Here is a 25782-nt window from a genome sequence, read left to right as displayed (position 1 = left end):
TATTCTCGAACCAGTTTTTGGATGATTTGAAGAAAATTGCAAACTTGGACACCCTATTTCATAGTGAGCCCCTTAGTAGAGATTTCAAACTTAGGTACAAACGATGTTACACCAGTCAGGAAAGAAGAGATAAGCCTTTAACGCAAGTATGGGCAGAAAATGGTTTTACAAAATACAAAACTGATTAATCTGCTATATTTCATTTTTGTCAAAATGGGATGATTTTGCTAGTGATGAAACTTCAAAATCATCCCTACTAGAGATGGGCAGTTTTTGAGTCTTCACTACTAGGGATGATTCTACCCCATAGTAGTGATAATTTTACAGGAAATATTTAGTGCGACCTACCAATTGAAGACCGACATAAATGATTTATTCTAGTGTAACAGCTTCTAAAGATGATTTTTTTATATCTCGTAATGACTTCCCTTTGGAATTATAAAATATCCTCCCGCAATAAATAAGCATTTTCAGATCCTTTATTGATCAAAAAAGCAAGAACAACTAATACCTTTTTACGCACAGAAGGATTTAATTTAAGTGTGGTTCGGTTCAGATATACAAATTTCCGTACCATAATTTCTAGATAATATGTCGTATTAGTCACAAGTTGATCGGTGGAAAGATTATGATTGGATTCAATCAGGTTGCTGGCCCAAACAACTGCATCATCAATAAAATCCCCAGCAATTTCATTTACCAGTTTTGCAATACTGTAAAGTACGGCAGGGTGATGGCCCATGTCCTTGACCGCCTTTAAATAAAATCGTCGCTCCCTATCCTTTAAACTAAACCAAGATTTTGCAGTCTCCTTCCACCATGGCCAAGCTAATAAATAGGTACTGATCACCGCGTCACTTTTAAAAACCCTTCCTCGGGAAGAAGCACTAACTATCTCCTCGTAAAAGCAATCCCAGACCTTCCAAAACGGATCATACGTCCTTAAAATATCTTCCGCCCCGATAAACTCCTGTAAAAATTTATCAGACTCCTCACTCACCACGAAATTGTCCACAAATGGATGAACATACTGGGGAATCTCCTCTATTTTTCGGTGCAGCACGAAATAAGCTAACTTTTTAAATAAACGTAGCCTGATCATGTAATCCTTCGGTTCCTCCGTGCCGGAAAACCTGTCGTCAACAAGCATTGTACTGAAAAGAGGAAGACATTTTTTGGTAAACTCCAGATAGCTTGGTTCTAGAGTATCGTTAGGCACCAGATGAAAGGCTGTCTCCAGGAGATTAATATCTGTGTACTCCTTTAATTCCGGAAAATTATACTGGTCATTAAAGAATGCTTGAACATCAAGATTATGTTTATCTAGGAAATAATCGAGAATTTGTGAGCGGGAAATTCCATATCCATAGCTTTGGCGGTTCTTTTCTCGCATCTCTTCCAAACACAAATTGTATTTGTTGCCAAAAGCAAGATAAGCTCGAAATATTCTGAGCGCATTTTCAGGTGAAGTCGACGATAGTTTCCCGTTAATCGCCTCAATTGCATAGTCACAGATACGTTTATAATTTCCAATAGAATTGGTATCGAATAAAAGACACAGCAAAGTGAGGTCAAAATTGCTTTGTTCAGCTGGAAAGAGTCCATAAAGGTATGGAAGCGTACCAACCGAGGCTTCTACACCATCAGAAATCTGGTATCGATAGTCTTCATTGAGCGGTGCGTAAGCAAATTCCAAGATTATTTTTTTACAATATTGTAAATCCTCGATAGCTATATGCTCCACGTATTCCCGAACTAAAACACAACACACAAATGCCGGTATTGTATGGTTCATCAGCCAAAACTGTTCATTTGAGTCTTCAAGATCATTTACCAAATTTTTTACCTGCTGGAGCGCTTCGGCAGGATTCCCCTCATACTGAGGATACTGTGTATCGTGAATATAGGTTTCCAATTTATTACTAGCCCAAAGCTTCAGAGAAGCGTAACTAAACAAATTGTCACTGTCTTCCGCAATTGTATTTTGATATTCGATTAGCTCTGGCTCGATTTTAGGATTAAATTTGACTATCAATTTATCACCGGCATCTTCTACTGATGGATTCATATTTCTGCGATCTATACTAGCCAGAAAAAGCTTCACTGATTCCTCATCATAATTATCTAGCTCTTTATTTTTCAATCGCTGGTAGTACTCATCAATAGTTGACCAGATTTGTTGCTGACGTTGATCAAACACTTCATCAGAGACACCTTCGTTACGGAAAAATTGGTAATTTAAGATCAAATCATCGAGTGAACGTCTCCTATGTGCATCTTCACAGGTACTGATCCGCTCATCTTCGTATATCTTGCTTTTCGGATTCATCCCTCTGCCTATGCTATAAATACGTTTTGCCTGGTGCTCCTCCCCCTTACGCCACCTGTCGTGAATGATGAAATCATAGTTTCTGAACATTGCCAGCGCAATTTCGAAATAGTCATCTGGATGCGCAAGCACTACACTACATACAATCGCGCTGATTGAAGCAGAACTGCTGTTTTTAAGCAGGTACCACAGCCATCCACTTAGCACCTGCGGGTCTTGTGATTTCGCAAGCTCCAGAAGACGCTTTTCCAATGCCATGTGGTAGGATTGCATCATACAAGGAGCAACTGGCGAGCCACTACCACGATACATGTTCCAAAGACAATTGCTAATATATTGCTTATAGACCTTGTCTCCTTCCAATAAAACGGTGATTTCCTTTAAAGATTCATCTTCAAACTCAGAGGCACTATAAGCTTCTACAGCGCGCTTTGTAAAATCAAGAATAAACCTCACCCCAGCCATCAAATCTGACTTCAGGATCCAATAAACCGGAGTTTGAAATGCACTTGCGGGAGAATATTCATGATGCCATCGACTGGGAATTAGGTAATATTGCTCAGTCCCATATCCCCCATGATCGAAGGGGTGTCGTTCTGAAACCGGTTGGTACCAATACTTATTTGTAAGTTGAACAACGCTTTCAGGCATTGAATTCACCATATGTACACCACCATCCTGAGCTGTCAAGATTTTATCCAATATATCCTGATAACGGTCATGACGGTTATTCAAAGAAGAACTCAACAATCCATTTACAATTATCTGCAACTGTTGTTTTATCTCCGCACTGCCAAAAAGAATGATACGGATCAAATGTTTCAGTGTCTGATCATTTTTCCTTGCATAGGATTCTTCGTCGTGGTACTTTTCATAAAAATACAGTCCAAACTGAGCTGCTTTTTTAGTTGATAAACCAGTCCGATGGTCGGTGACCCAATCCCACAGTAGCGGTAATATAACAGGTAACTCTGATAGGTTAAACTTTGCTACATTGTTGAATAAAAAATCTATTGCATGTTCCCAGCCTTTCCCTTTAGGGGTTGTGATCAGATAAGTACCTGCTCCAGAAGAATTTTGCTGTAGATTTAAGAGCGTGGTGTAAGCAGGATCAATTGCCTTGCAAGCTGTTCGCAGTAAAAATATTAATCTAATTAGGCTTGACTTATTGTCCTTCAGTAATTCCTCTGAGAAAAAATCAAAAAACTCACCCGAATATTCAGATAGCATAGTGCTGATCAAAACTTCATCTTTCCAAAAGCCGACTATTGTCTCATCTTGGAAAATTGAAGTGACAAACGATTTGATTTGAGCTACGTCGGACTGTAGTTTACTCGATATCCAATTACGGAATGCCCTGCGAATAGCTAATGATTGGCCGATCTTATCAAAAAAAATCTGATGCGCATCCCGATCAAGATAAGCCTGTTCTATGATTCTCTCCAGCGCCCATTCCTCATAAATGTCGTGGGCGATGAAGAAGGCATTTTGCATATTGTCATAATAGATGATCTCATCGTTAGCCAGGTGAGAAAGCGCTGTTTGGTTCAGATCTTTTCCTGAAATGTAAAAGCGACCAGTTTCGCATCGTAACTTTGCAAGTTTGAGGAAGGTTTCTTCCCGTTGCAGGTGAATCTGATCTTTACGAAAACTGGAATGCTGGATTTTTTTTTGCCAGAGCGTCTGTTTAAACCTAGTCAGGTCAGAAATTTCACCCTCCACCATTGCAATTGAAAGATATTCATTAAGATAGAACAGATTCCTAATTAACGTCCTTAGTTTCGAATCAGAGGGTAATGTGAAGCCGTTCTCCTCCGCAATTTTCACCAACTCCTCCGGGTCCAATTCATTAATTACTGTAACCGAAAAGGGTAACCTATAAACTTCAACAAATTGAAACTTCAGGTCTTCAAGGTAACTGTAACGGGTGGTAAAAATGATTCTCCATTTGCTGCTAATGAGGGACGAAAGAATTTCCAAAAAAGCAGTCTGGTCATCGAGGTCGGAAAGTTTCTCTGCAGAGTCTATTACCATAACCTTTGTCTGCTCGGTCTCATGAATCTCAATGAAATCCTTTAGATTGAAATTACCGAATTTCCTGAATAGTAGAGACGCACAATTGATGTTAAACTCAGCAGCTTTGAAAAGGTAAACTGGCGAAGTTGCATTTTTAAAAAAGTCCTTAATTACCGCAGTTTTACCTGACCCACCGGTACCTGCCAGAATTTGTATGCTGGCATCGGATTGTTCGATTTGTTTGACCGTATCGATCCGCTCTATCTTTATTTGTTTCTGACCGTATGAAATACTTGATTGAATGGGCAAAAGTATATTTTCAGCATGTTGGCGCAAGTCTTCTGTAAATTCTACAATACTTTGATCCAAGCTAAAGAAATGCTGAGCGATCTGCTGGTTATCTACAAGAGAGAGTTGCTGGGTAAAGTGCGAGGGCAGTCTCCATTCCAAATTTACTCCCACGGTGTCTGCAATTTCAGCGATTTCCGACAAATACTTTGGTAGCTTAACTCCTTTTTTGTTTGATTCGCTTGGTGTTTGATTGGTATAAAGAAAAATTGTATCTAATAATGGATTTTCGCGCTTAGCTTTTTTAAGGGAATCAATGATATCAATTTTGTGATTGGCAAGCGAGCTATCATAATATTTCGACTGAAAGCCAATATATTTCTCATTATGTAGAACAGGTTCCGTTTCAATACCTATTTGATTTTTAAAGCCAAATAAGCCTTTTTTGATTCCATGCTCAGAACAGAACAATAAGTATGACAATCTTTCAAAGGCGCTCTGCTCTTTTTCATTAAATTTGATTTTGAATATGTTCCAATTTATCTCAGTCATTTTTGAAAATTATTGATTTAACCCTAATTCCAAAAAGAATTTGAGAGCTTGAGACTAATATAATTAAATGAACTTGAAGACAGGCAATAACACTTCAATACTTTGATGTTTTCAACCAAAATGTTCAGACCTATACGAACCTGCTTTTTTATCAAATGAAAATATGCTAGTTTTATATTTATAATTAACGGCATGAGTAGCAATCATATTTTTTTCCTACAAGAGGTTATTAACGACCTAATCAAAACTGACGGCTCCATAGAACCTGCACTATTCAAATTGAATTATTTCGCCCGATTAATCAAAAATCAAGAGCTACTTGATTATACCGATGCAGAAATAAACGGATATAAAGGAAAAGAACCTCCTGGATATCGCAAAGCAATTGCAACATTAACAGTAACCCTACAATCGGGTGCGTATTCACAGATAAAGGAAGTGCCAATTTCAATGCTTGAAGAGCCCTTTAATACCCATTTTTTATATCAGGGAGTGTATGAGGGTATTAAAGTAATAGAAAGCATGGGTTTAAAATCACACAAAAATGATTCTCCTTTAATTAGGGTTGACTTACCTTTAGAAATGATTCCATACATACAACCTGCAGCATTAAAACTATATCGTTCAAATATATCAATTCAAGTTGTTGGCGCTATGATTACAGCGAACGCAAACATTATCATTCAAATACCTAGTACAGTTAAATCGAAGTTACTTGCTTTCTGCATGGAACTTGCTGATCACTTCGGATATGATATAGAGATCAAATCATTTAACGAAAAGCAAACAGTAAACAATCATTTTGTAACTAATTACATCAAAAATGAAATTACCAATAATGGAGATGGAAATGTCAATAATACAGGAAATGATTCCAATCTTGAAGCAACCATTGCGGTCAAAGCACCAGATTAAAAAGATAATTTATAATCCGTAATATTTTTTAATCGCTTCGGCCAATAATGTACCTCCGGCGCCAATCCCCACCTGCCAACTTCCGTCCAAGGACTTAGCGAGCATTTTGTGCATCCAAACATTGACTTTTTTACCAAAGCCCATTTCAGTTGGCTGCTCTTCATCGATTACTGTTAATAACTCGGTAATATCTGATTGGTCGACATGATTTTCCTTCAAAATACTCTCAAGCTGTTCCTTGTTTTGCTTTGTAATATTAATGGAGGCTGAGACATTTGCATTATTACCTGTGTTTATTACATTCCCGTCACCGTTTGCATTTATAGTATTATTCATAATATTGTTAATTACTGCTGTATTACTTTTTAATTCTTGTATTTCCGTTTCCTGTCCAAATTCATTTTCAATTTCCAACATGAAGTCTAATAATTTTGATCGAACATTTGACAATATATCTGTCAGGAATGTTGCTGGTATCTGTAAATGAACATTCAGAATTTGAAAATACGGATTACCGAGATCTTGTATGGTTTGCTCTAAGTATAGCTTTGTTTGAGCATTAACACTCATTTTTAAGCCTTTTTTTCCTATGAGATTTTCAATTGAGCTTATACTGTCTCTCATCACAATTTTAGTAAGACCTTTTGCTACATCCTCTTTTAAATGTGCTATAGGAATAGATGAATTAGAATATTGCATATGACCATTTACATAATTCCCTTGCGGATCACCTTTTGACTCACGGTAGTCGGGAAGTTGGGCATCTTCTGCGTAACCACTTAATTCTCCATCAACCCATGCCATCAGATTATTATTTCCAATTCTAGAAGCCAAAACTTTGGTTTTAAGTAATGGGCCTGAAATCGCCTTTTCATAATCCATTAACTCATTGATAATATCGCTGATTAGTTTCATCTTGAGAGTTTAAAAAATAGATTGCCTAAATTAACAAAAAATAACTCCCCGTCTTCATAAAACTGTTTATGCCCGTTAGGGCCGCCCGCATTTTTTCGGGCAGCCATACATGCAAAATAACAGCATTACAGGCAGATTAAAATAAAACCGTTTACTTATTCTTCTTCGTTATTAGGGTTCAAATTAATGCCAATAACCAGAAGATTCCGGTCATCAATCACGCGCCCGCAATATTCGCACCTGTAAAAATATTCCCATTCGTTTCCCGGTTCGATCAGGTCACCATCTTCATCACAGGCATAAAAACCATTATAACTGGGCATATTACCACATATACAAACCCATGCGTCTCTGTCCTGTTCCTCATGAGTAATATATTCGCCATTTACGGGTTTTAAAATAGAGGGAAAAACGCCATTTTTTCCCTCTACTCCTTTTAACAATTCCAACAGGTCAATTAAGCCAAAAAAGTCAATTTCCAAATCTGAAATACTACTCCGTAAGAATTTGTCAGTTGTATCAGCAAATGACGTGTCCAAAATGATCTCCACATTTTCATCCAATCGGATGGCATCCATATAGATACTTACTTCACCTGAAAAAGGGTTGAATTTAAGTTCGGCAATTTCTACCCTCCGACTAATACGCTGCAATTCACAGGTTAAGCTGTAAATGATTTCTTTGGCAAAGTCCAAAAGCCCAGCTTTCAGCACATTGATTCCTTTAATCCTTCTCATTACCAGCTTAAATTTCAATAAACAGCTTTACCGATTGTGCAAACTTATGCGAGCAGTTTTCAGTTTCTGCGTAACGTAATAAAGTATGAACGGTAAACAGGCATACACTTCCTTTGAATAGCTGCTTCGTAAATAACTTTCGGCAATAAAAGAAACTCTCCCCGTATTGTTTGATACGGTCAAAGGTTTTCATCGCCAGTAAAACCCAATAGTCCTGCTGAACGACATTTTTACCCCATGCTTCGGCTGCTTCTTCTCTTTCGTCTATAGTTTCAATTGCACAGGCTTTTAAATAATCGGTGAATTCAACAATAGAGGCAGGATATAACTTATAAAGGATGTTGATTTTTTGATGTAGTTTTAATTTATGTATAGGTTTCATGTTCATAGAATTAAAGAGCAAAAATTGCCCTTGATTAACATTTAAGAATTAAAAACATTTAAGAAAAACATCGGAAGGGCCAGTTTAAACCTTTGGTTATAACATTCCGTCTCGGCGTATTGGTTAACTGGTTTAGGGTTATGGTCGCATAATCCAGGAAAAACAAGTGGTTTGCAAATGCTTCTGCACTGGATTCCAGTTTTGAACGTTTGCTTTCCAAAAGTTGCAGGATATAACCCGAAGTCACCCGCCATCTTTCAAAATGCATTAACCGGGGATTCCATAATTTTTCATAACCTTCCTGCCGTTCGTGTAAGTGCGTACAGAATTTTTGCAGATAGTTTAAAAACACCGGTATTTCATTAGGAAAAAGCGCATGTAACAATTTGGCCTTTTCTTTAGTATTGAGTTTTATAATTGGCTTCATCAATTTTAGAATTAAGGGGCGGAAACCCGCCCATGACTAGATAAACTAATTAATAGCTGTAGCTTTATCAGCATCCTGTTTGAGTATCACCAGTTTGCTATAAATATCTTTCCAGTAGCTTAAACGTTTCTTATGAAATGCTTCCTCCTCCTTAGTAGGATTCTTGATTTCGTAAGTGAGGTACATGGCCACCTGAAATATTGCCGCCTTTAAATCTGTTACTTCCAACAGATTCCCCTCATTATCGACTATATATCGTTTCATGATTCGAAATTTAGGGGGAATACTCCCCCATTAGATAATCAGTTAATTCAAGGCGCTTGCCCCTGTTTTGGTAAAGTCCATGCACAAATCAAATGCGGTTTGCGTACGGGTTAGTGCAGTACCTGACATAATGGATTTAAACTTGCTTTCATCATCCTTGTAATTGCGCACATTCTGAAAATACCCTGTTACCGAATTATAAGCCCCAAACAGTGTACCCCTTGTGGTATCCATTTGCTGGGTAGGACTTGCCATTGCATACTCGTACACATTCTCTACGATATTGTTAAACTGTGTGGAAAGTTCATCCTCCTGAAAATTGCGCAGTTTTTCCAGCGTTTCACGGTTGGGCACCATAGCCAGTTGAATAAGGCGTTTTAATTCCGGATCACTGATACGCACATGAGACCAGCGGTTATAAATAGCCTCCATTTCAATAGAAAGGCTGTTTGATATACCTAACATCATTTGCGCCTGTTTCAGTTTATCCGCAGCACTTGCCGTATGACGGATTTTAATACAACCCGAATTGTGTTTCAAAGCAGCATTAAGCGTATTCGCACAGCAAATGCGCACAGGCGTAAAAGCTATGCTGATACTGCCTGAACCATCATGCGAAGAAGTTAAAAAAAGATATTGCTCAATTAAATCCTCACGCCCAACCCGAATAAAATCCGGTAGTTTGGCCGTGATAAAAATAACCTGACCACGTCCGAGACATCCGGCCGTTTCATACTTAATACCAGTCCCCCCGCCCACTATGCTATCAAAGAAACCAAAAGCCTCTGTATTTTGAACCACTTGGTAATCCTTCCCCACTAAGCCCAATACTTCATCGGTATCAGTTCTCATTGTAGAAAAGAAATCCGGAACTATAATATTCGGCTCAAAGCTGTTCATATATTCGTCCGTTTCCACATCGTTAAAAACTGCAAAGTTTTCTGAATCACAGGTAAAAAGCGGTCGTTTCTCCACTTCAAAATTCAATCCTGCGTAAACTATAGCCTCACTACTGGTCGGGTAATGCTCAATGATTTTCCCCAGATTGTGCCATGCTTTTTCTTTCACACTGAAAAAACTATGCGCTTTCGTATTGCTGTTATAATTAAGGTTATGTGACATGATTGTAAAAATTAAGGGTAATTAAATCCAGTTGCTAAAAGTTCAGTTTCCAGTACCTTCACGTTTTCGGTACTCTCAAAACTGTAATTGGTTTCCCCTTCAATTTCGGCTACCGTTTCCATCAGGCAATCGGTCTTGCTTTCGACCTCTACCCGAACGATGATATATAAAATTTGACTTTTCATATTTAGGAATTTTAGGCAGCTGGCTAAATCTCTCCAACTGCTGATAAAATGCCGATGGGTTATTTTCCTTGAACTCCAAGCCATACCCCGGCTCATACACATGGTCTAGGAATTCAATAAATGCCTTTTCCATACTTAAATATTTAGGTGAATATTGACGCCCCCGCCTAAACAGGGGCGCAACATATTTAAGCAGGAATAAGGTTAACGATGTCGGTTTCGACCTCTTCGAGTTTTTCGCTGCACAGGCTATTCACCTGCTCGGCCACCCCTTTAATAATCGTAGGGTTTTTAGTAGTAAAGGTTTTACCGTTGTCATCTTTGATCGTAAGCATACAACCCTGATAATAATTCCCGTCTGTTTCGTCCGCATTGTCTTTTAAAACCAATTCGAATTCTTCCAGCGTGGTAATGATATTTTTTAAATTGTCCCTGTGCCTGATCTTACGCGCCAAATCATCCCCGAGTTTAATGTGGCGTTCCAGTATCGCCCTTTGTTCAGCAATCTTTTCCGCAATACTGGCTTTGATTTCCATTTTTGAAGGTTCGGCCTTCGGCTTTTCAGCCACCTGACCAGCATCTACAAAACCACTTTTTACACTTTCAACTTTTGGTTCTTTGTCCGTGTCCCCCTTTTGCGATACCGCATTTACCGGGTTACCCGCTACAAACTGAGGGGCTTTTTTGTCTGCTAGTGCGTTAGTTCCTTTAACCTCTGCACCTGTTTTTACTTTAGTTTCCATTTTTATGGGTTTTAGATTTTCCAACCTGCCTACTACCCTTCGGCAGGAGCCTATCCTGGCTTTTTGTTAAGCACCCTCACCTGATTTAGAAGGGATTACAGGCAAGGCTTTTGGAAAAAAAATACTACCCAAGCGAAGCGCAGGTGTGGAGATTATTTTTTCAAAACCAGCGGAGCAAAGCGGAGCCGCCTTGACTAGGTAAGCCCTGCGGATCAGAAATTTCGACACAAACAGCCTAATACTTACCGACTAAATAATCTTAAAAAACCTTCGAAAAATGATGTAAAAAAGTAACAGACTAGCTATACTCAAAAAAATCGCCCGGCTCCTGCCCAGGTGGACGGTAGATGTATACAGGTTTATAGCTGGGCGCAGATTCCGGGGATAGACGTGCTGCCAACTCCAATGCAGCCAGCACATTGCAGGATTTGGCAATCCCCATACCCTTGAACCTGCAAAGCTGCTCCAGCGTCATGCCTTTCAAACCAGCCAGGTCTGCACCCTGCCCAGCCAGTATACGCTGGGCAAGTACAATTGAAGATTCATTTGGGGTACCCGAACCGATCAGTATCGCCAGTAGTTCTGCATCCTCAAGTTGTGCAGCTCCCAATGCCATCAGCCTTTCCCTCGGCCGATCTTCGGGTGCCATCCCCTTGATACCCTTTGCCGCTTTGGCCTCGGCATGAATCTCTTTCATCCCTTTATAATCTGCACCATACCATGCAGCACTCTGGAACAGCGAAGAAAAAGCCTGAATAAATTCAGCAAACTGATTTTCAAAAACAATCACCTCCCAGCGCTTATAACTACCATCAGTTTGCTGCTCACTCCGAGTGATCTGTATATAATTACTATTGTTCTCTGCACGCTTGAAATCCAGGAAATAATGCCTGTTTTTAAGCGAAAATGATTCCGAGGCTAAAACTTGTCTTTTCATAACTTTAAGAATTGGTTGAAACAAAATTCAAGCGATCCGAAAGAAAAAAAGGCAGAAAAAATGATCTTATCTGATAGAGAGAACGACTAACCGTTCCAAATTAAATTAACAGTTTCCAAAAACATTTATCGGATAACAAATGTTTATAACGAATAACCAAACACCGTATGGAACCAACATCAGCACAAAAACAGGAAAAACCAACCTGCAATTATTGCGGCAAACAGGTTTATGGAAGAGAAGGAAAAAAATATTGCAATGTCGATTGCAAAAATAATTTCAACAGCAGAATCCGCTCTGAATTACGATCAAAAGAAAACGAATTCTTTCCAAAAGCGTTCAGCCAGATCAAATTAAATTATCGGATTTTACACACCTACAAAGAGCAACTGGAACAAGGTAATGGATTGTATATGGAAATAAAAGAGTTAGAGGACCTTGGTTTTGATCCTGATTTCTGCACAAATGCATATATAGATTACAGAGAAAAGCTCTGGAAATCCTGCAATAATTACTACTGGCAGGATCAGGGAGGTACAATTCGGATCAAATACATTCAGGGGCGCTTTGATCGACATCAGTGATAATCCTATAGGACAATATATCTAAGCGGGTAAACTGGGTAACTCAACAAAAGTGTGGCCGTTCGTTTCGGATTTGAGCGTTTTTCTGATTTTAAGACTTGAAAATTATACGATCTGACTAATCCTGCTTAACTCTCGCCCCCTTCCAAATTCAATTGCTTAGACAACTCCTTAGTAATTAACTTCACATTACAACCCAGCTGCTCATAACTGCAGTGTCTTAACCCAAGTGGAAAAGGCACACCATTTTCCCTTTTTATCAAATCAATTGTAATCACAGCACTCGGAAATACCAAATCCTCTCCCTGCATCAACCCAAAGACAGACCTGGCAAACCTCTCATCCTTCCCAAGCCAAAAACATCCGTAAGTCTCCATCCCTTTCAGCGTTCTGATATTCAGCGAAATCTCATACCTTGTTTCCATCCTCTATCACATAAAAGAGCCGCTCCCCAAAGAGCGGCCCGGTTAACCTAAATTTAAAACCATTAATTACTTAATCTCAATCTGGCGGGATTGTACTTTCGCCTCTTCCCGTTTAGGGATATCAATACACAGCACCCCATCATTGTATTTAGCCTCAATTCCATTCTGATCAGCCGTTTCAGGTAAAGTAAAAGAACGTACAAACGAACTATAGCTGTATTCCCTTTTCGCATAGTTGCGCTCTTGTTTCTGATCCTCATGTACCTGCTCAACCGAAATACTCAGCACATCCCTTTCCAGCTTCAACTTAAAATCCTCTTTTTTCAGGCCAGGGGCAGCTAGCTCCACATGAAAATGATCTGCACTTTCCGAAATGTTCGCAGCAGGCACCTTAGTCATCATGCGGTCCGAGAAAAAAGTATCATTGAAAACAGAATCGAAAACATCATTAAAGCCTGGCATTAATGAGTTGTTAGTTTTTGGATTAAATTTAACCAGTGTCATAGGTTTTTCCTCCTTAATTTGATTTAATGATTAAAACTTACAATTAATTAAACTCTTGAACTTGCGTTCAATTACCTTATTACAAGCCAAATGCCAATGCCAAAAACACCCCCTCAGACTGAATTTTTTTCAGAAAAAATGAAAAAATTTCAGTTTCCGAATGTCAAAAATTCACGCTCAACCCAACTGAAACCTTTAGCACCGAAACTATATTTGTCTGCAATTGTTACCCTAGTCAAGTAACGAATCTTTTAACAGGAGCATATACCCCTTCAGATGAAATCAATATCGAATATGAACAATACCGGAAAAAACATATTATACCTCAGCTTAGCACTCGGTGCCTTTGCCATACTCTTCAATGCCTGCAAAGTCAGCATACCAAAGGGAGCCAAAGCAGTAAAACCATTTGACAGCAAACGTTACCTGGGCAAATGGTATGAAATTGCCCGCCTTGATTTTAAATATGAAAAGAACCTCAATAATGTAACTGCAACCTATACTGAAAAAGATAAGAGTCAAATCCAGGTAGACAACCGGGGCTACGACACCGTAAAAAAACAATGGAAACAAAGCATAGGCAAAGCCAAACTGGTAAAACGACCAGATGAGGCGAGATTAAAAGTTTCCTTTTTCGGCCCATTTTATGCAGGTTATAACGTTTACGGCGATGATCGCCGTAAACTCAGAAAATATATAAATAAAGATATCAGGCTAATTAGTTTAATTACTTTCAAAGAATGTATACCCTGGATTATTTCCCTTTGTAAACATCATTTGGAATTAACCCCTTCCCTTCCACAAACTTATCAACGGTATGAAAATAGTCCAGGTTATTGTCTTTCCAATAACTCTCAGGGGCATGTTCCACCAAAAGGATTTGAAAAGAGCTCTTTTTTGTTTCAACAATATGTGCGACAAATGAGTTAATCAATGAAAAAGCATCCAACAACTTCGTTTTGTCTTCATTGTCCATATTGTCACCATCTGTATAATAAGGTATACTTGGTTGATCAATGAAAAGAAACTGAGGAACATGGACTTGACCAACTGAGATCATATGTTCATGCAGTCCTAAGTAAAAACACAGATGCATCATCATATAATTTGATTTACTACCTACATTATCCAGAGGAAACATTTGACCTGCCGGAAAAAGCTGCAAAACCATCTCTGAAGTATTAAAATATGTCCTAGCAGTACCATAAGCAGGCAAAGAACTGAGAAGGTTAAAATTACGTTGAATACTACTGTTCAACAGCTCTTTCATACTGAATTTAATTTCTTGATTATCTTTGGGAATCTTCTCCAGATTAGCCCGCTCATCATTCAGCTCATTTAGCTTTACAGTGTCAATCAATTCAATATGCTGCCCGCTTAAAAGCTGTTCGTACGCAAATTTGATTTCCCCAAGATTAACAAATCGTTGAGCTTCGGCAACGAACTCTTTTTGAACACTCCTCAATTGACTAATTCTAGTTTCTACTATCTTCAGTTCTTCCTGTAAAACTTTAGTATCACCAGAAACCTTTTTAGGCTCAGCTACATTCTTTGATAAATTGTTCCTTATATTTCTTAGCGAAGCTTCAAGAGAATCCACAAAAAGCTTAGTTTCATAGGATTCCACCAACTGATTAGATAAGTTTTGATTCAGATACTCTATCGGCTGTAGACTATCCGCACATTTATTCAATGTCCTATTATATTGTTCAAACTCAGTTTTATAACGTGTAATAGCATTTAACTGAACTTTAATATGTGACCGTTGTTGATTAAGCTGATCTAATTCAGAAAAGAGCTGTGCGTTTTCTGTTACTTTTTTCGTTCCGGAAACGACTGACTCCAAAATCTCTAGACCTTCTAGCAAAGATTCTGGTTGTTCATTATAGTCTACGAATCCAAACTCCTTGGATCGGGCTAAAAGAACTCTGGTATTAAACTCGAAATCCTTTTGTTTCTTTTGATTACTTTTTTGTTGATTCTGAATTTTTCTGATCTCAGCATTGACCTTTGAAAGCCTTTCATTGGCTTTAAGATTCTGCATACCGTTAACCCCGATCACCAGGTCAAAAATATGGGCAAGTGCATTTTCATATTCATCCTTACCAAAAAAAGTCGTATCAAAGTATGTTTTTGAGGTTCCGATAATATCTTCTGACAAAAGATTAAACAGTAAGAAATACCGGAATGAAAGATTAAAATGAGTACCCCCTTTTGCTTTACCATGTGGGAATCTCAAATCATCAGATATACCAAATTCCAAATCTAAAATAGACTTAACCTGTGAGATTTCCTTGTTAGCAACTAAATCAATTGGGAAACCTCCTTCATTATAACACACGGCTAAAATAGGATTACCAGAAGTGGGCGATGCCCTGACAATTGAAATCTTCTTACTGTTAATCGTAAAATTGATACCGTACCAAGAAACCGAATCACTTATAGGTTCAGCGATACTAACTTTATCAGATAAGAGGCAATAATCTATAATGCTCCAAAAACTAGTTTTACCTGTTGTGGCACCGCCAGTGACTACATTTATCTTGTTAGGTTCAAAGAAATAACTTTTAGGCGTTGACCCCTCATCTTTAAACCACAGTTTAATTTCGTGCAAAATAAATATCATAGTTGTACTTTTAATAGCTTATAAAGCGTAACGGTATTAATACTCGCTGTTAACGACATAAATTTCGGGATAGCCATTCGAATGTTCTCAAATCTATTACCTAAAGCGATGTTCCCAACATCTTCTGAAGATTTGTAGGTGATCTCTTTTCCGATTTCTATGAGTTCGCCTTTGTTTAACAACATGAGTGAATTAATAGAAACAGGCAGTAATGCCAGATAACGTTTATTAAAGGATATAAATAATTTTCTTTGTTCACTTACTAATTGTTGTAGTCCACCCTCAACGATATCATTCCTAAGCAAGTAATTAACAGTGCTGTCATCTAACAAAAATGGCAGAATCAGACAAGCTCTAGCAATATCCATTGACGGTACACTTTTAAGGATAGAAAGAAAAACGCAACTTCCAATCGCCTCGTTGTTATATGTATAATAAATTTCCTTCATGCTCAAGAATATTTGTTTTCCCAGTCCATATGCCAGCCGATACGTAACTGATCAGAAAGCGCATAAAAATGTCCGTTACTAAGCTCAATACCTAACTTTTCTTCCAATATTGAGAGATCTTGTTCACGTAAATATTCAATAATTTCAATCGCTAAATTTTGAATATCTTCATTTAGATCAGCTACAGCAATACCTGCATCAATTTGCCGTTGTATACCGCGATATTGTGCTTTAAATTTATTCTTCCAAATCAGAACAGCATTCCTGTCACATTCTTCAATCTCTAAGGGTAGTAAAAGATTTTCTTGCCCCCACCACGCAAACTGGTTAATGACCTTCAACATCTGTCTGGTATACTCTGTAATTTCTTGGGATCCAGACTTCAATTCTCCAATATCGATAAGCTGCTTAACAAATGTCTGTGTTTCTAAATCTTCCGGAAGAAGTATCGGGAACTCTCTTCTGGGAAGGCTTTTTTCCTTATAAGCAGGAAGGAAGCATCTGTTAAATCGTTTATTAAAATCCTGGAATGTTAGTTCGAATTTGTTTCCTTCTTTAATATCCAAATATTTGGCTACTTGCATGTTGGTATATAAACTTTCAAAAATAGCTTCAACTATTGCGGGATTTCTTGCTGTTTCCAATATCCTATTCTTAATCTTATCGATTAGGTTATCTTCACTTGTCTCAATGGTGAGTTTATTCAGAAACAGTTTTAATTCTTTTACTTTAAGCCCGATGACATTCTTCAGATACGCTTTTATGGCTTTATCACTTGTCCCTTTTTGAAGTTTTTTCAGGACATCAATGACCAAGCTTGAATTCTGGTCGTGCTTGTAAGTATTTAAAGCACTCACAAATTCATTAAAATTTTCATTTTTATTGGTAAACAGAACAAACGAATGCTGTTTGAGAAACTCAGACTGGCTGCTTTCCGCCTGAACCATATCAACCCAGTTGCTAATCGTTTTCCATAAATCACTGTCCAGCGCAGTTAGATTTTTAATTTCTCCACTAGCATTTTTTTGAATAGAATGTTTCCCCTGAAACAATACAACGGTTCCGTCACTTTGTTCAATGTGAACATCATCCCTTACTTCAAACCCAATTATATCACCATGTTTGAGGTTGAGCGCCAGATACATAAAATAAAGAAATTGATAATCGAACCCTATTGCTTGCGGACCAGCTGTATATTGCTCTTGAACCGATCTATTTTCCGCCATATGAGTGTTAATTTAGAGTTTATAGACGTGATAGCAAATATATAATAAAAAAATATCTTAGGAATGATTAATGAGTTTATTGATAGCGTAAATTCGAATTATTGACAATAAAATTGATTTGATTACAGAAAACTCTTTCCAATGCGAGAAAAGTTCCTTTAAATCCCTAAGATCCCGTCAGAATGTTAAAAAAACAACTATTTTCCAAAATATTGAAGAAAGAGATCTTGTTACGGCTGAACATTATAGCATAATACAAATTTAATTGAGGCAGAAATGAATTCTATTTGCTTTTAAATTACTTTATACATACTTATCTCGGTAGGGAAACCACAAATTGCTATAATTCATAATAAAATACTACTTTCCATTTTTAACGATCTCTGTCTATAAATTTAAAGGCCAAAATCTCCTCCACAACAGCCACCTGTATTTAATGACTATTTGCTATTATTGACATATCTTTATGATTTAGATTTAATGTTCCTAACAAAGCAAAAGTGGTTCAGGAGAGCGAACTCTTTAGTTGAATTGAAAAAGGATATTGAAATAGTAATTTTTAATTGAAAAATATTTATACTTGAAGAAATTATGCTGAATGTTGAACATATTTGATAAACGTTTGTTTAACTAAGCATTAGAAAAACAAATATGGCTAAATTTTTTATCCCTGAAACGCTTTCAAAGGGATTCTTAAAATTAATTAATACTGCGGACAGGGAATTGCAGCTTATAGCTGAAGCTATGCTAGAGTTTGACGTGTCTGCTAAACCCAGGGACTTTTTCCACCTATTGGAGAAAACTAACATTTCTGACATCGAAGATATTTCTCAAACCATTTTTGGAATGGGCTTTTTATTGATAGAAAATTCTGATCATGAAGATCTTGCTAAGTCTTTATTAAGCTCCTATTCTGTCAATAATGTAGATATCGACCCTGAAAATCCAGAGTTCGTCAGAAAGTTAAAATATATTTTTGATCATTCAGCGAAAGTCATGATCAATCATAAGGCCATTGGCCTGTATACAAGTTCCAAATACATTTATAGAAGTAGTAATTTAATTACCGATATACGTCCAGTATTTAACGGTAACGTTGCTGAAGGGGGCCGATATGCGATGATCACTCAGCAGTTGAAGATTGTTTATTCTGATAATGGTGATGATCAGACTACTTTTATCAGCATGGATCTTACAGACTTAAATGCTTTGCGATCACAGATTGACAGGGCAATCGAAAAACAGGAAACGCTGATGACTGATTGTGGAGAGTTGTTTAAGTTTATTGAATTTGGGAACTAATGATTATTTCAGAAGACAGTAAACTGCCTGAATGGCTTCCTACAACTGTGGAGGACTCGATATTTCCTGAACAAAATGCTAAAGTCACTCGATCCAAATATGGTCGTGTGGGAGCGTGTTTGACACAAGGCAGCCATTTTAATTTGCCTAAGATGGATAGATATAGCGGATTCATTATTGAACCAACTAGTCTCACAGGCTTTATGGACCAAACCGACATTTATAGCGTTGCCGCCAGTATAAATGTCAAAAATGGTTTTCAGTCAATTTTTGATGATTATCTGCTCAAACCGATTAACCGTGTTGGTTTCACGAAGTATCACGAGAATTTCGCTCAATTAGTTGTTTCTCAAATAGAAGCTCTTACAAATAGAAGTTTTCAAGATGCTGTGGAGAAATCCCAATGCATAATAGATCTTGAAGAAGGTTGGGATGATGAAGAGGCTAAACCTATTGATGAAAAACTATTCAATGAAAGCACAAATCGGATAAGATCTTATTTACTGGAAGTGAGCAGAGAGACGGGAAACTTTATCTCTAGCCCCAAAATCAATCCCGTAGTAGATGGTTCTATTGATTTTGAGTGGTCTTTGAAAAATGTTCGTTTGTTAATCAATGTACGACAAACGGAAAAACGCCCAATTGCGTACTATTTTGGTGACCTTAATAATAAAGAGCTCTCGATCAAAGGAAATGTTCCTCTCGATTGCAATTATGAGCATCTTTCAAAATGGATGAAATTTCTAGCAAGAGGATAGAATGAAGAAAGATTTTGGCGAATTCAGTGATGACTGCTTAATATATAGGAAAGCTCATGTAAATCAATTCAAGGCAAATTCGGAACCAAGTGCAAATATGTTTGGACCGGATATGTCAGGATGGTCTGTGGACTGGAACAAATTCACTACGCCTGAAGAATGCCTGATCCGAAGTGGTTTAACATATAAGTTCAATAAGAATGAATTCAGGAATCAGAACGATTATCGAATTTTCGAACTTAACGTCGGTCAAGTTAAAAAGATAGAAGAGATAACAAGACTAGAGCATACACCAACGAATAGAACACCTGAAAAAATTGGACAACCTAATAATCCCAGTCACTCTTCTCTGTATTACATGGATGTTGAGGTAAGAATGGAATTGCTAGGCATCATCAAAGAGATTTTGAAAGTTGACAGGGATGCAGTAGATGCTGCCATTGGAGAGGCGAAGAAAGGTATTCAAGAACCGTCAACCCTGCCTGTTTCTGATTCTGCTTAGTGTTTATTTCCTAAAATACCTTGTCCTTCATAAGGATAATAAATCCTACAGCCTTAATACATACGACAAAAAATACAAAAGGGCTGACAGATCAAACCGCCAGCCCTTTCCCAAAACAGTTATACTGCTATTTACTCTCTTTGTTTTTCAGTTCAGTAACTTCGTTACGTCCTTCCTGAGCCAAAACTTTAATATCCTGGAAGGCTTTACGCAAACGAGTTCCCGCTGCTTTATTTCCTTTAGTGTAAAAAGCTGTTGCATCTGCTTCAGTAGCAGCTACCAATTCTTTCAATTTTTCAAATGCTGACATAATAAATATAGTTTAAGGGGGTGAATTTATAAATTAATTGTTTAAAACGCCAAATGCGCTACATCGTCATTTCCTGGCTTTGGGAGGCCCCCTTCTCCTTTCCAGCAGAAATATCCTTTCCTTGCTTCACCACTTTCTGAAACTGCTCCCTATTGACAGGCCTATAGTCCATGCTAAAGAAGTTCAGGTTACCAAAACGTGGAGCGGCTTCCATCTGTAACTTCTTTTGTTCCCCCGTCTCCGTTAATGCAGTAACAACCGGGCGTTCCCCGTCTTTCATAGCGACCACAATAGCATTGAATTTCTCCGGACTGTCCAACTCCTTAATCCTATAGTTAGATAACTCTATTTCCAGGTTAAAAGGATAGCCCTCACCATACTGCTTGACCAATAGATTCCCATACTTATCACGGGGTTCATCAAACTTATAGACATTCCAGGCCTGGTACTGTTCCCCCGCACGACTAACCAGATCATCCCGGTGGGCCGCCCCCCCCTGTAGCATATTACTGCTTTGAGTCATATTGAATCCAACACCCTTATTTACATACACTGTATTTTTTACCACAGTATTGCGATAAGCCCCCTGAAAATCACGGGTAACATAATCTACCTTGCCATCGTTCATCGTTGCCAGCGACTGACCTCCGGTCAATTTTCCATTTTCTGATACTTTGCCCGTAAACAATTCACTATTGCCTTTCTGCTTGTTAAAAAAGTCTATCGCAGCGATAGGGCTGTCAAACCTGCGAAGCAATGGTTTTTCCAATACCACACCATCTTTGACATCAGTTCTCACCGCATACTGATAATCATTCCCCAAAGGCTTTACCTTATTATTATAAGCCAGATCATACTTATTGAAAAAATAATACTCCGAATCTCCGGCACCTCTTTTCAAGTGAGCAGTAACTTCCAAATGCCCTTTGTGTGAAGGCAATTTTGCAGTTACTGCAATAGTCTCCAGGTTTTTCTCCATTTGTTTTTCGATCGCCTGCTGCATTCCGGCAGGCATTTTCAGGGCAGCCGCCTGCTCCCTAAAATCTTCCAATGAATTTCTGTTCATCTTAAATATTTTTAATTAACTAAATGTGCAGGGATTGATCCTGCTGTTGTTTCTTGTTGCGCTGTATTTTCTTTACCCGGGTTTTAACCTGCTGAGGCTTCACCTTTAAAGCAGCTTCCTTTTGCTTTTTCAACTGTTCCAGCGTAATTGGCTGTTGTTTTTCATTGAGAATCAGCACCTGTTTATTCAAAGGATTGGCTTCCAAATAGGTGGTTTTACCATTTGCCTGCTTTAAAGCAATCTGGTTACCTTGTTCCATTCCATTAAGTGCTCGTACACTAGCCAGTTCCGGTTTATTCAATACCTCAGCAATCCGGCTCACTTCCTGCCTCAAATTGAAATCATGATCAGCCGGGGTCTCTTTTAAAAGCGGAATGCCATCAGCAGTCAGGTTCTCGAAATCCAGCTGCATCCATTTGGAAGCCATCCGGTCTCCACCGATTGAATAATATTGCAGCACGGCTCTTCCTTGTAAAAGGTTCGCAGCTTCCCTGGCATTGATACCCAAACCCACATCAAAAGTATAAGAGCGGTTCTGCCCAGGGTTCAGCGGATCTTTCAGCATCCCCGTATAGCTGGACATCTGGTATTTACCGGAAAGGTCTTTTTCAAAATTCACCTTCACCTGATAATTACTACTACCCCAGGGAGAAATCAGTTCAATCGAAGTCTTTGCCCGTTCAAAATCAAGTTTTCTATCCAGCTGAAGCAGGTCAGGATTTAGCCCCATTGCTCCAACTGCACTGCTAAGGGTTGCAAGGTTCTCGTTTCGTAACTTCTTAAACTTAGCCGCCTGTAAAGGCCGGTCAAACATCACCGCCTTAAGCCTCCGCAGAACACGGATCACCGGGTTCGGATACAATTGTTTTTCCAGCTTATTCACTGTTTTTTTCACCATATCCAGCACCAGCTTTTCATCCGGACTCGCGCCTTTAGCAATACGCCCCACCCCTGAACTTAAAAAATCATACTTCTGCCTGGTGATGTCTTTTTCAATATCCCGACCAAACACCTCTTCCAGCATGATCATTTTATCCTGCCAGTTTTCGCAAAGTACAATTGCCCGGTTAACTTGGCTGCTCATGCTATTTCAGCTTTTTGGTATTGTCCCGAAGCAGTAAAGGATAATCTGCTTTCAATTTCTGCTTAACCCTTTTTACTTTTTTATTAAACAAAGATTTCGCTGCATCCAGTCCCGCCCCGGCTATCTGCGTACTCAGGCTCTGATCAAAACCCATCAAGCCAATACTGCTGACCGCATCTACACTCCCCCTGTTTACCGCATCTGTTAACAATGCCTCCGGTGCGTTAATCCCGGGCATAGCATCGCGTTTGTCAAACACCGTAAGGTTGACCGGGATGACGGAAGTACCCAGCCGGATGTTGCGGATCTGCAAATTCAGGCGCTGGTTACTGAACTCTGCAAGGCCAAATACCAGGTGCCCCTTGGGGATGAGCTGCCCGTTTAACCGGACAGTATCCAGCAACCGGAGTTCTACCACTGAACCCTGCACGGCCTTTTGGTTACCCGAAATGACCGCAGGAATGGCTTTAAACAGGCTATCCACATCAGCGGCAACAGGCTTCAAATTTTGTCTGGCCAGTTCAGGGTTCTGCACCGCCATGATTTTATCCATGAGCGAATGCAGTTGTGCCATTTCGGGGTCTTCCTCGGCAGGTGACTGCATGTTTTTCATCAGGCTTTCCAGCCTGGCTACATCTTTACCCATTGGCGCATCGGCTGAAAAAGCCGTTCTTCTTGTTAGCTCCTCATAACTTTTAGCTGGCGCAACCGGGCTATTGATTTCCCTATTGATGGCTGCCAGTTTTTCATTGATCTGCCTGGTTTGCGGGTCTTCCACTGGTGCAAACCCAAACCGTCCGGCTACTGCTTCCATACCATTACTGGTATCCGCACCACTTTCGGTCAGCTTATAAATGCCCATTTTATCTTTTGGTTCCTGTGTTTTAAACTGCGCATCCGGCAGATTGGCATTAATTCCTTTGGGCTGTGTCTCAGCATCAGTTTTTTCAGGGTTTCCCCAACCCATGGCATAAAAGGCCAGTGCTGAAAACAGCAGTACCAGTACAGGCAGGATCAATAAAATCCTGCGCTTGTCTACTCGTTGTTTGTTCATATCAAATAATTTTAATGGTGAATGATTAAAGGATTTGCAGCATTAAGCTCAGGCAGTAAGTCCCAAAACCAGCACAAAAAAGCACCAGCAGGATCAGCCAGCCTTTACTGGAAACACCTTCGGTTTTACCATTCAGGTAATCCGCTACACGCTGCTGATAACCCAGTATGGCCAAGGCAATTCTTCCGGCAGTCTGCTCCTGCTTGCTGCTTAAAGGCCGCTTTTTTCTTTTATTAAATAGCCTCATAACCCCGGTTTTTTACCCGCTGCATCTGCATTGAATAATGTTTCCCAGTTTTGTATTAAAAAGCCATGCGGGTTATTGTCCGTCTGGATTTTCAAGTCCCTTACCGTTCCCTGAGTAACCAGCTTACGAAATACCGTACTACTGGATCGCGACAATTTCTGAGTCGCATAACAGGTAAAAGCATAGGGATAAACATTGATATCCAGCCTGGTACTGTCCACTGTAATCTCCTGGGAGATATTGGCTGAGATCAGGTTATTATAATAACCCTGCTCGCGCAGATTATCATAGGCTTTCTTGGCACTTTGATCCGCCAGGTACAGCGCTTTAACCATACTACCCTGAATCGCCTTATCATCGGGACTCAGGTTAAAGAAATACTGGTGAAAAGTCTTGATGTGATCGCGTAGCTCTACCTCCAGGTTACTTTTACGGTCTGCAGCAAAAGCCTGCAAAAGCTTCCCGTTGTACAATACATGAACCGTTTGCCTTTCTGCCCGGATGACCTCGCAGAATTTATAAATCCCAAAACAAAGTGTCACCACATTGGCCAGCAGGAAAAACAGGCTGAACTTTTTAATGTGCTGAAAAGCACTGTCTATATTTTTAAGTTGTTTGAACATAGTTGAAAAGTTTTACTTACCAGATACTTTGTCTTTGAAATAGTCGCTACCTCCAGAGGATGTAAAAGAGCCGGACATCTTCCTGGCCATATCGCCGAAAGCATCCTGCTGCATATTGTTGCCCTTGTGTACCTGTTCACCAGCCACCTGACTTCCGCTGACTACCAGGCTATTGATTTTGGATAGCATGGCATTCCCTCCTCCCGCATTGACAATGTAATTCGCTACCCCTGGCACAGTGAAATAGCCGAATATGCCAATGATGAGGAACACTAAATATGCGGTATCGGCAGGACTGAAAAAGGTATCTCCCTCCAAACCAATCTGCGAAATATCAATTTTTAACATGTTTTGCTGGATTTGTCCCAGGATCGTCCCAAAGATGTTCGCCACCGGCAACCACATAAAAATGTTGATGTACCTCGCCAGCCAGATCGTGAGTGTATGCTGGAATCCATCAAAGACCGCAAAGCCGAAGACCAGTGGTCCCAAAATCGCCAGCACAATCAAATGAAAGGTCCGGACAGTATTTATACAAAGCGCGGCTGCTGCAAACAAGACCTGCAATACCTCACTCATCCATTGCTTGATGCTGTTTCGGAAATTGTAATAACTCTTGTCCATCCAGAACTTAATGTCATTTCCTACCCCTTCAAAAATCCCTTCTTTTGTTCTATCTGGATCTTTAGGATGTGTAAACCGGTACCACTTTTCACTATCTCCCTGCCCGGATTCCCCGACATACATCTGCCATTGCCTGCTCTTCTTTACCGCAGCTTCCTTTTGTTTGAGCAAGGTTGAAATCGCTTTATCGGACTCCTTCACCATACTCCCGGTAGCCGAGACCACGGGCTGTAATACCCCGTTCATTACGGAAATGACCATAGGAAATAAAATGATGGCCATCCCCAGGGCAAAGGGTCGCAACAATGGATAAAAATCCACCGCTTCTGCAGCAGCAATTTGCCGCCAGACACGGGAAGCGATGTACCATAAGGCACCAAAACCCGCCAATCCTCGCGCCACTCCGATCAGTTTACTACATAACGGCAGCATATCCCGGTACACATTATCCAGTACCGGCTGCATCCCGCCAATATATCCTGCCCAATCTACACCACCACTCTGCCCAAAGGACAGCATGGGCAAAAGCGTGGCCAGTACCGCAAAAAATGCGGTGATTAAAAATGTCTTGATCATAAATTATCGA

27 protein-coding genes and 1 pseudogene are annotated in these 25782 nt (G+C 39.3%); 6 read left to right on the top strand and 22 right to left on the bottom strand.

The window, feature by feature from the left end:
* Nucleotides 1-436 precede the first annotated feature (436 nt).
* Nucleotides 437-5185 (bottom strand): AVAST type 4 anti-phage nuclease Avs4, encoded by a 4749-nt coding sequence (gene avs4, locus EZ444_RS04280; RefSeq protein ID WP_131607490.1) that lies wholly within the window; start codon nt 5183-5185, stop codon nt 437-439.
* Nucleotides 5186-5377: 192 nt separating this feature from the next.
* Between avs4 and EZ444_RS04275 the strand changes: the two genes are divergently transcribed.
* Nucleotides 5378-6100 carry an AbiTii domain-containing protein gene (locus tag EZ444_RS04275; RefSeq protein WP_131607489.1) on the top strand — a complete coding sequence of 241 codons (723 nt, stop codon included), beginning with the start codon at nt 5378-5380 and terminating at the stop codon, nt 6098-6100.
* Nucleotides 6101-6109: 9 nt separating this feature from the next.
* Here EZ444_RS04275 and EZ444_RS04270 read toward each other — a convergent pair whose 3' ends face one another.
* The 9 genes from EZ444_RS04270 to EZ444_RS04235 all read right to left on the bottom strand — a co-directional run bounded on the left by EZ444_RS04270 (nt 6110) and on the right by EZ444_RS04235 (nt 11812).
* Nucleotides 6110-7015 (bottom strand): AbiTii domain-containing protein, encoded by a 906-nt coding sequence (locus EZ444_RS04270; protein WP_131607488.1) that lies wholly within the window; start codon nt 7013-7015, stop codon nt 6110-6112.
* 155 nt (nt 7016-7170) lie between these two features.
* Nucleotides 7171-7752 (bottom strand): hypothetical protein, encoded by a 582-nt coding sequence (locus EZ444_RS04265; protein WP_131607487.1) that lies wholly within the window; start codon nt 7750-7752, stop codon nt 7171-7173.
* 7 nt (nt 7753-7759) lie between these two features.
* Entirely contained in the window at nt 7760-8134 is a 375-nt protein-coding gene (locus EZ444_RS04260) for a hypothetical protein (RefSeq protein ID WP_131607486.1), read from the bottom strand.
* A gap of 58 nt (nt 8135-8192) precedes the next feature.
* On the bottom strand, nt 8193-8561 hold the full coding sequence (locus EZ444_RS04255; protein ID WP_131607485.1) for a hypothetical protein: 369 nt from the start codon (nt 8559-8561) through the stop codon (nt 8193-8195).
* Nucleotides 8562-8606: 45 nt separating this feature from the next.
* Nucleotides 8607-8825 carry a hypothetical protein gene (locus tag EZ444_RS04250; protein WP_131607484.1) on the bottom strand — a complete coding sequence of 73 codons (219 nt, stop codon included), beginning with the start codon at nt 8823-8825 and terminating at the stop codon, nt 8607-8609.
* Between the two features lie 42 nt (nt 8826-8867).
* Nucleotides 8868-9947, bottom strand: a complete 1080-nt coding sequence (locus EZ444_RS04245; protein ID WP_131607483.1) for a DUF932 domain-containing protein — start codon at nt 9945-9947, stop codon at nt 8868-8870.
* An 11-nt stretch (nt 9948-9958) separates the two neighbouring features.
* Nucleotides 9959-10132 carry a hypothetical protein gene (locus EZ444_RS27125; protein ID WP_165503523.1) on the bottom strand — a complete coding sequence of 58 codons (174 nt, stop codon included), beginning with the start codon at nt 10130-10132 and terminating at the stop codon, nt 9959-9961.
* A gap of 188 nt (nt 10133-10320) precedes the next feature.
* Complete coding sequence (locus EZ444_RS04240) at nt 10321-10875, bottom strand: hypothetical protein (RefSeq protein WP_131607482.1); 555 nt, start codon at nt 10873-10875, stop codon at nt 10321-10323.
* Between the two features lie 298 nt (nt 10876-11173).
* Nucleotides 11174-11812, bottom strand: a complete 639-nt coding sequence (locus tag EZ444_RS04235; RefSeq protein ID WP_131607481.1) for a UPF0758 domain-containing protein — start codon at nt 11810-11812, stop codon at nt 11174-11176.
* 167 nt (nt 11813-11979) lie between these two features.
* Between EZ444_RS04235 and EZ444_RS04230 the strand changes: the two genes are divergently transcribed.
* On the top strand, nt 11980-12396 hold the full coding sequence (locus EZ444_RS04230; protein ID WP_131607480.1) for a hypothetical protein: 417 nt from the start codon (nt 11980-11982) through the stop codon (nt 12394-12396).
* 128 nt (nt 12397-12524) lie between these two features.
* Here EZ444_RS04230 and EZ444_RS04225 read toward each other — a convergent pair whose 3' ends face one another.
* Nucleotides 12525-12821 carry a hypothetical protein gene (locus tag EZ444_RS04225; RefSeq protein ID WP_131607479.1) on the bottom strand — a complete coding sequence of 99 codons (297 nt, stop codon included), beginning with the start codon at nt 12819-12821 and terminating at the stop codon, nt 12525-12527.
* Nucleotides 12822-12887: 66 nt separating this feature from the next.
* Nucleotides 12888-13325: an Hsp20/alpha crystallin family protein gene (locus EZ444_RS04220; protein ID WP_131607478.1), complete on the bottom strand. Its 438-nt coding sequence runs from the start codon at nt 13323-13325 to the stop codon at nt 12888-12890.
* Nucleotides 13326-13601: 276 nt separating this feature from the next.
* On the opposite strand from EZ444_RS04220, the pseudogene EZ444_RS04215 reads away from it, so the two are divergent.
* Nucleotides 13602-13985, top strand: a pseudogene (locus EZ444_RS04215) (lipocalin family protein); the annotation flags it as partial.
* Nucleotides 13986-14079: 94 nt separating this feature from the next.
* Here EZ444_RS04215 and EZ444_RS04210 read toward each other — a convergent pair.
* The 3 genes from EZ444_RS04210 to EZ444_RS04200 are packed head-to-tail and all read right to left on the bottom strand — an operon-like array spanning nt 14080 to nt 17626.
* A complete protein-coding gene (locus EZ444_RS04210) occupies nt 14080-15951 on the bottom strand; it encodes a DUF3732 domain-containing protein (RefSeq protein ID WP_131607477.1) in 1872 nt (623 codons plus the stop codon).
* On the bottom strand, nt 15948-16400 hold the full coding sequence (locus EZ444_RS04205; RefSeq protein WP_131607476.1) for a three component ABC system middle component: 453 nt from the start codon (nt 16398-16400) through the stop codon (nt 15948-15950). The genes EZ444_RS04210 and EZ444_RS04205 overlap by 4 nt, the downstream gene beginning before the upstream one ends.
* A gap of 2 nt (nt 16401-16402) precedes the next feature.
* Entirely contained in the window at nt 16403-17626 is a 1224-nt protein-coding gene (locus tag EZ444_RS04200) for an ABC-three component system protein (RefSeq protein ID WP_131607475.1), read from the bottom strand.
* A gap of 651 nt (nt 17627-18277) precedes the next feature.
* On the opposite strand from EZ444_RS04200, the gene EZ444_RS04195 reads away from it, so the two are divergent.
* The 3 genes from EZ444_RS04195 (at nt 18278) to EZ444_RS04185 (ending at nt 20188) form a co-directional block, all read left to right on the top strand.
* Nucleotides 18278-18928 (top strand): hypothetical protein, encoded by a 651-nt coding sequence (locus EZ444_RS04195; RefSeq protein WP_131607474.1) that lies wholly within the window; start codon nt 18278-18280, stop codon nt 18926-18928.
* Nucleotides 18928-19686, top strand: a complete 759-nt coding sequence (locus tag EZ444_RS04190) for a hypothetical protein (protein WP_131607473.1) — start codon at nt 18928-18930, stop codon at nt 19684-19686. The genes EZ444_RS04195 and EZ444_RS04190 overlap by 1 nt, the downstream gene beginning before the upstream one ends.
* A gap of 112 nt (nt 19687-19798) precedes the next feature.
* Nucleotides 19799-20188, top strand: coding sequence for a hypothetical protein (locus EZ444_RS04185; protein WP_131607472.1), 390 nt, complete (start codon nt 19799-19801; stop codon nt 20186-20188).
* Between the two features lie 127 nt (nt 20189-20315).
* Here EZ444_RS04185 and EZ444_RS04180 read toward each other — a convergent pair whose 3' ends face one another.
* From EZ444_RS04180 to traJ, 7 genes are read right to left on the bottom strand one after another with little or no spacing between them, the layout of a single operon-like run.
* Nucleotides 20316-20498, bottom strand: a complete 183-nt coding sequence (locus EZ444_RS04180; RefSeq protein WP_131607471.1) for a histone H1 — start codon at nt 20496-20498, stop codon at nt 20316-20318.
* 58 nt (nt 20499-20556) lie between these two features.
* Nucleotides 20557-21564: a hypothetical protein gene (locus EZ444_RS04175; protein WP_131607470.1), complete on the bottom strand. Its 1008-nt coding sequence runs from the start codon at nt 21562-21564 to the stop codon at nt 20557-20559.
* Between the two features lie 19 nt (nt 21565-21583).
* A complete protein-coding gene (locus EZ444_RS04170) occupies nt 21584-22648 on the bottom strand; it encodes a hypothetical protein (RefSeq protein ID WP_131607469.1) in 1065 nt (354 codons plus the stop codon).
* 1 nt (nt 22649) lies between these two features.
* The gene (gene traM / locus EZ444_RS04165; protein WP_131607468.1) at nt 22650-23702 is read right to left on the bottom strand and encodes a conjugative transposon protein TraM; all 1053 of its coding nucleotides are present in this window, start codon (nt 23700-23702) and stop codon (nt 22650-22652) included.
* Between the two features lie 25 nt (nt 23703-23727).
* Nucleotides 23728-23949, bottom strand: a complete 222-nt coding sequence (locus EZ444_RS04160; protein ID WP_131607467.1) for a hypothetical protein — start codon at nt 23947-23949, stop codon at nt 23728-23730.
* Nucleotides 23946-24572, bottom strand: coding sequence for a conjugative transposon protein TraK (gene traK, locus EZ444_RS04155; protein ID WP_131607466.1), 627 nt, complete (start codon nt 24570-24572; stop codon nt 23946-23948). Before traK ends, EZ444_RS04160 begins: the two co-directional genes overlap by 4 nt.
* Nucleotides 24573-24584: 12 nt before the next feature.
* Nucleotides 24585-25772, bottom strand: coding sequence for a conjugative transposon protein TraJ (traJ, locus tag EZ444_RS04150; protein ID WP_131607465.1), 1188 nt, complete (start codon nt 25770-25772; stop codon nt 24585-24587).
* Nucleotides 25773-25782: the final 10 nt, after the last annotated feature.

Origin of the sequence: Pedobacter hiemivivus (genome assembly GCF_004331685.1) — a bacterium.
GTDB lineage: Bacteria > Bacteroidota > Bacteroidia > Sphingobacteriales > Sphingobacteriaceae > Pedobacter > Pedobacter hiemivivus.
The sequence above is the reverse complement of the archived record's forward strand: the minus strand, read 5'-3'. Positions and strand labels throughout refer to the sequence as shown.

What these genes read in the sequence shown, in the direction of transcription:
- avs4 (WP_131607490.1), bottom strand. Translation starts at nt 5,185, where the DNA reads ATGACTGAGATAAATTGGAACATATTCAAAATCAAATTTAATGAAAAA.
- EZ444_RS04275 (WP_131607489.1), top strand. Translation starts at nt 5,378, where the DNA reads ATGAGTAGCAATCATATTTTTTTCCTACAAGAGGTTATTAACGACCTA.
- EZ444_RS04270 (WP_131607488.1), bottom strand. Translation starts at nt 7,015, where the DNA reads ATGAAACTAATCAGCGATATTATCAATGAGTTAATGGATTATGAAAAG.
- EZ444_RS04265 (WP_131607487.1), bottom strand. Translation starts at nt 7,752, where the DNA reads ATGAGAAGGATTAAAGGAATCAATGTGCTGAAAGCTGGGCTTTTGGAC.
- EZ444_RS04260 (WP_131607486.1), bottom strand. Translation starts at nt 8,134, where the DNA reads ATGAAACCTATACATAAATTAAAACTACATCAAAAAATCAACATCCTT.
- EZ444_RS04255 (WP_131607485.1), bottom strand. Translation starts at nt 8,561, where the DNA reads ATGAAGCCAATTATAAAACTCAATACTAAAGAAAAGGCCAAATTGTTA.
- EZ444_RS04250 (WP_131607484.1), bottom strand. Translation starts at nt 8,825, where the DNA reads ATGAAACGATATATAGTCGATAATGAGGGGAATCTGTTGGAAGTAACA.
- EZ444_RS04245 (WP_131607483.1), bottom strand. Translation starts at nt 9,947, where the DNA reads ATGTCACATAACCTTAATTATAACAGCAATACGAAAGCGCATAGTTTT.
- EZ444_RS27125 (WP_165503523.1), bottom strand. Translation starts at nt 10,132, where the DNA reads ATGAAAAGTCAAATTTTATATATCATCGTTCGGGTAGAGGTCGAAAGC.
- EZ444_RS04240 (WP_131607482.1), bottom strand. Translation starts at nt 10,875, where the DNA reads ATGGAAACTAAAGTAAAAACAGGTGCAGAGGTTAAAGGAACTAACGCA.
- EZ444_RS04235 (WP_131607481.1), bottom strand. Translation starts at nt 11,812, where the DNA reads ATGAAAAGACAAGTTTTAGCCTCGGAATCATTTTCGCTTAAAAACAGG.
- EZ444_RS04230 (WP_131607480.1), top strand. Translation starts at nt 11,980, where the DNA reads ATGGAACCAACATCAGCACAAAAACAGGAAAAACCAACCTGCAATTAT.
- EZ444_RS04225 (WP_131607479.1), bottom strand. Translation starts at nt 12,821, where the DNA reads ATGGAAACAAGGTATGAGATTTCGCTGAATATCAGAACGCTGAAAGGG.
- EZ444_RS04220 (WP_131607478.1), bottom strand. Translation starts at nt 13,325, where the DNA reads ATGACACTGGTTAAATTTAATCCAAAAACTAACAACTCATTAATGCCA.
- EZ444_RS04210 (WP_131607477.1), bottom strand. Translation starts at nt 15,951, where the DNA reads ATGATATTTATTTTGCACGAAATTAAACTGTGGTTTAAAGATGAGGGG.
- EZ444_RS04205 (WP_131607476.1), bottom strand. Translation starts at nt 16,400, where the DNA reads ATGAAGGAAATTTATTATACATATAACAACGAGGCGATTGGAAGTTGC.
- EZ444_RS04200 (WP_131607475.1), bottom strand. Translation starts at nt 17,626, where the DNA reads ATGGCGGAAAATAGATCGGTTCAAGAGCAATATACAGCTGGTCCGCAA.
- EZ444_RS04195 (WP_131607474.1), top strand. Translation starts at nt 18,278, where the DNA reads ATGGCTAAATTTTTTATCCCTGAAACGCTTTCAAAGGGATTCTTAAAA.
- EZ444_RS04190 (WP_131607473.1), top strand. Translation starts at nt 18,928, where the DNA reads ATGATTATTTCAGAAGACAGTAAACTGCCTGAATGGCTTCCTACAACT.
- EZ444_RS04185 (WP_131607472.1), top strand. Translation starts at nt 19,799, where the DNA reads ATGTCAGGATGGTCTGTGGACTGGAACAAATTCACTACGCCTGAAGAA.
- EZ444_RS04180 (WP_131607471.1), bottom strand. Translation starts at nt 20,498, where the DNA reads ATGTCAGCATTTGAAAAATTGAAAGAATTGGTAGCTGCTACTGAAGCA.
- EZ444_RS04175 (WP_131607470.1), bottom strand. Translation starts at nt 21,564, where the DNA reads ATGAACAGAAATTCATTGGAAGATTTTAGGGAGCAGGCGGCTGCCCTG.
- EZ444_RS04170 (WP_131607469.1), bottom strand. Translation starts at nt 22,648, where the DNA reads ATGAGCAGCCAAGTTAACCGGGCAATTGTACTTTGCGAAAACTGGCAG.
- traM (WP_131607468.1), bottom strand. Translation starts at nt 23,702, where the DNA reads ATGAACAAACAACGAGTAGACAAGCGCAGGATTTTATTGATCCTGCCT.
- EZ444_RS04160 (WP_131607467.1), bottom strand. Translation starts at nt 23,949, where the DNA reads ATGAGGCTATTTAATAAAAGAAAAAAGCGGCCTTTAAGCAGCAAGCAG.
- traK (WP_131607466.1), bottom strand. Translation starts at nt 24,572, where the DNA reads ATGTTCAAACAACTTAAAAATATAGACAGTGCTTTTCAGCACATTAAA.
- traJ (WP_131607465.1), bottom strand. Translation starts at nt 25,772, where the DNA reads ATGATCAAGACATTTTTAATCACCGCATTTTTTGCGGTACTGGCCACG.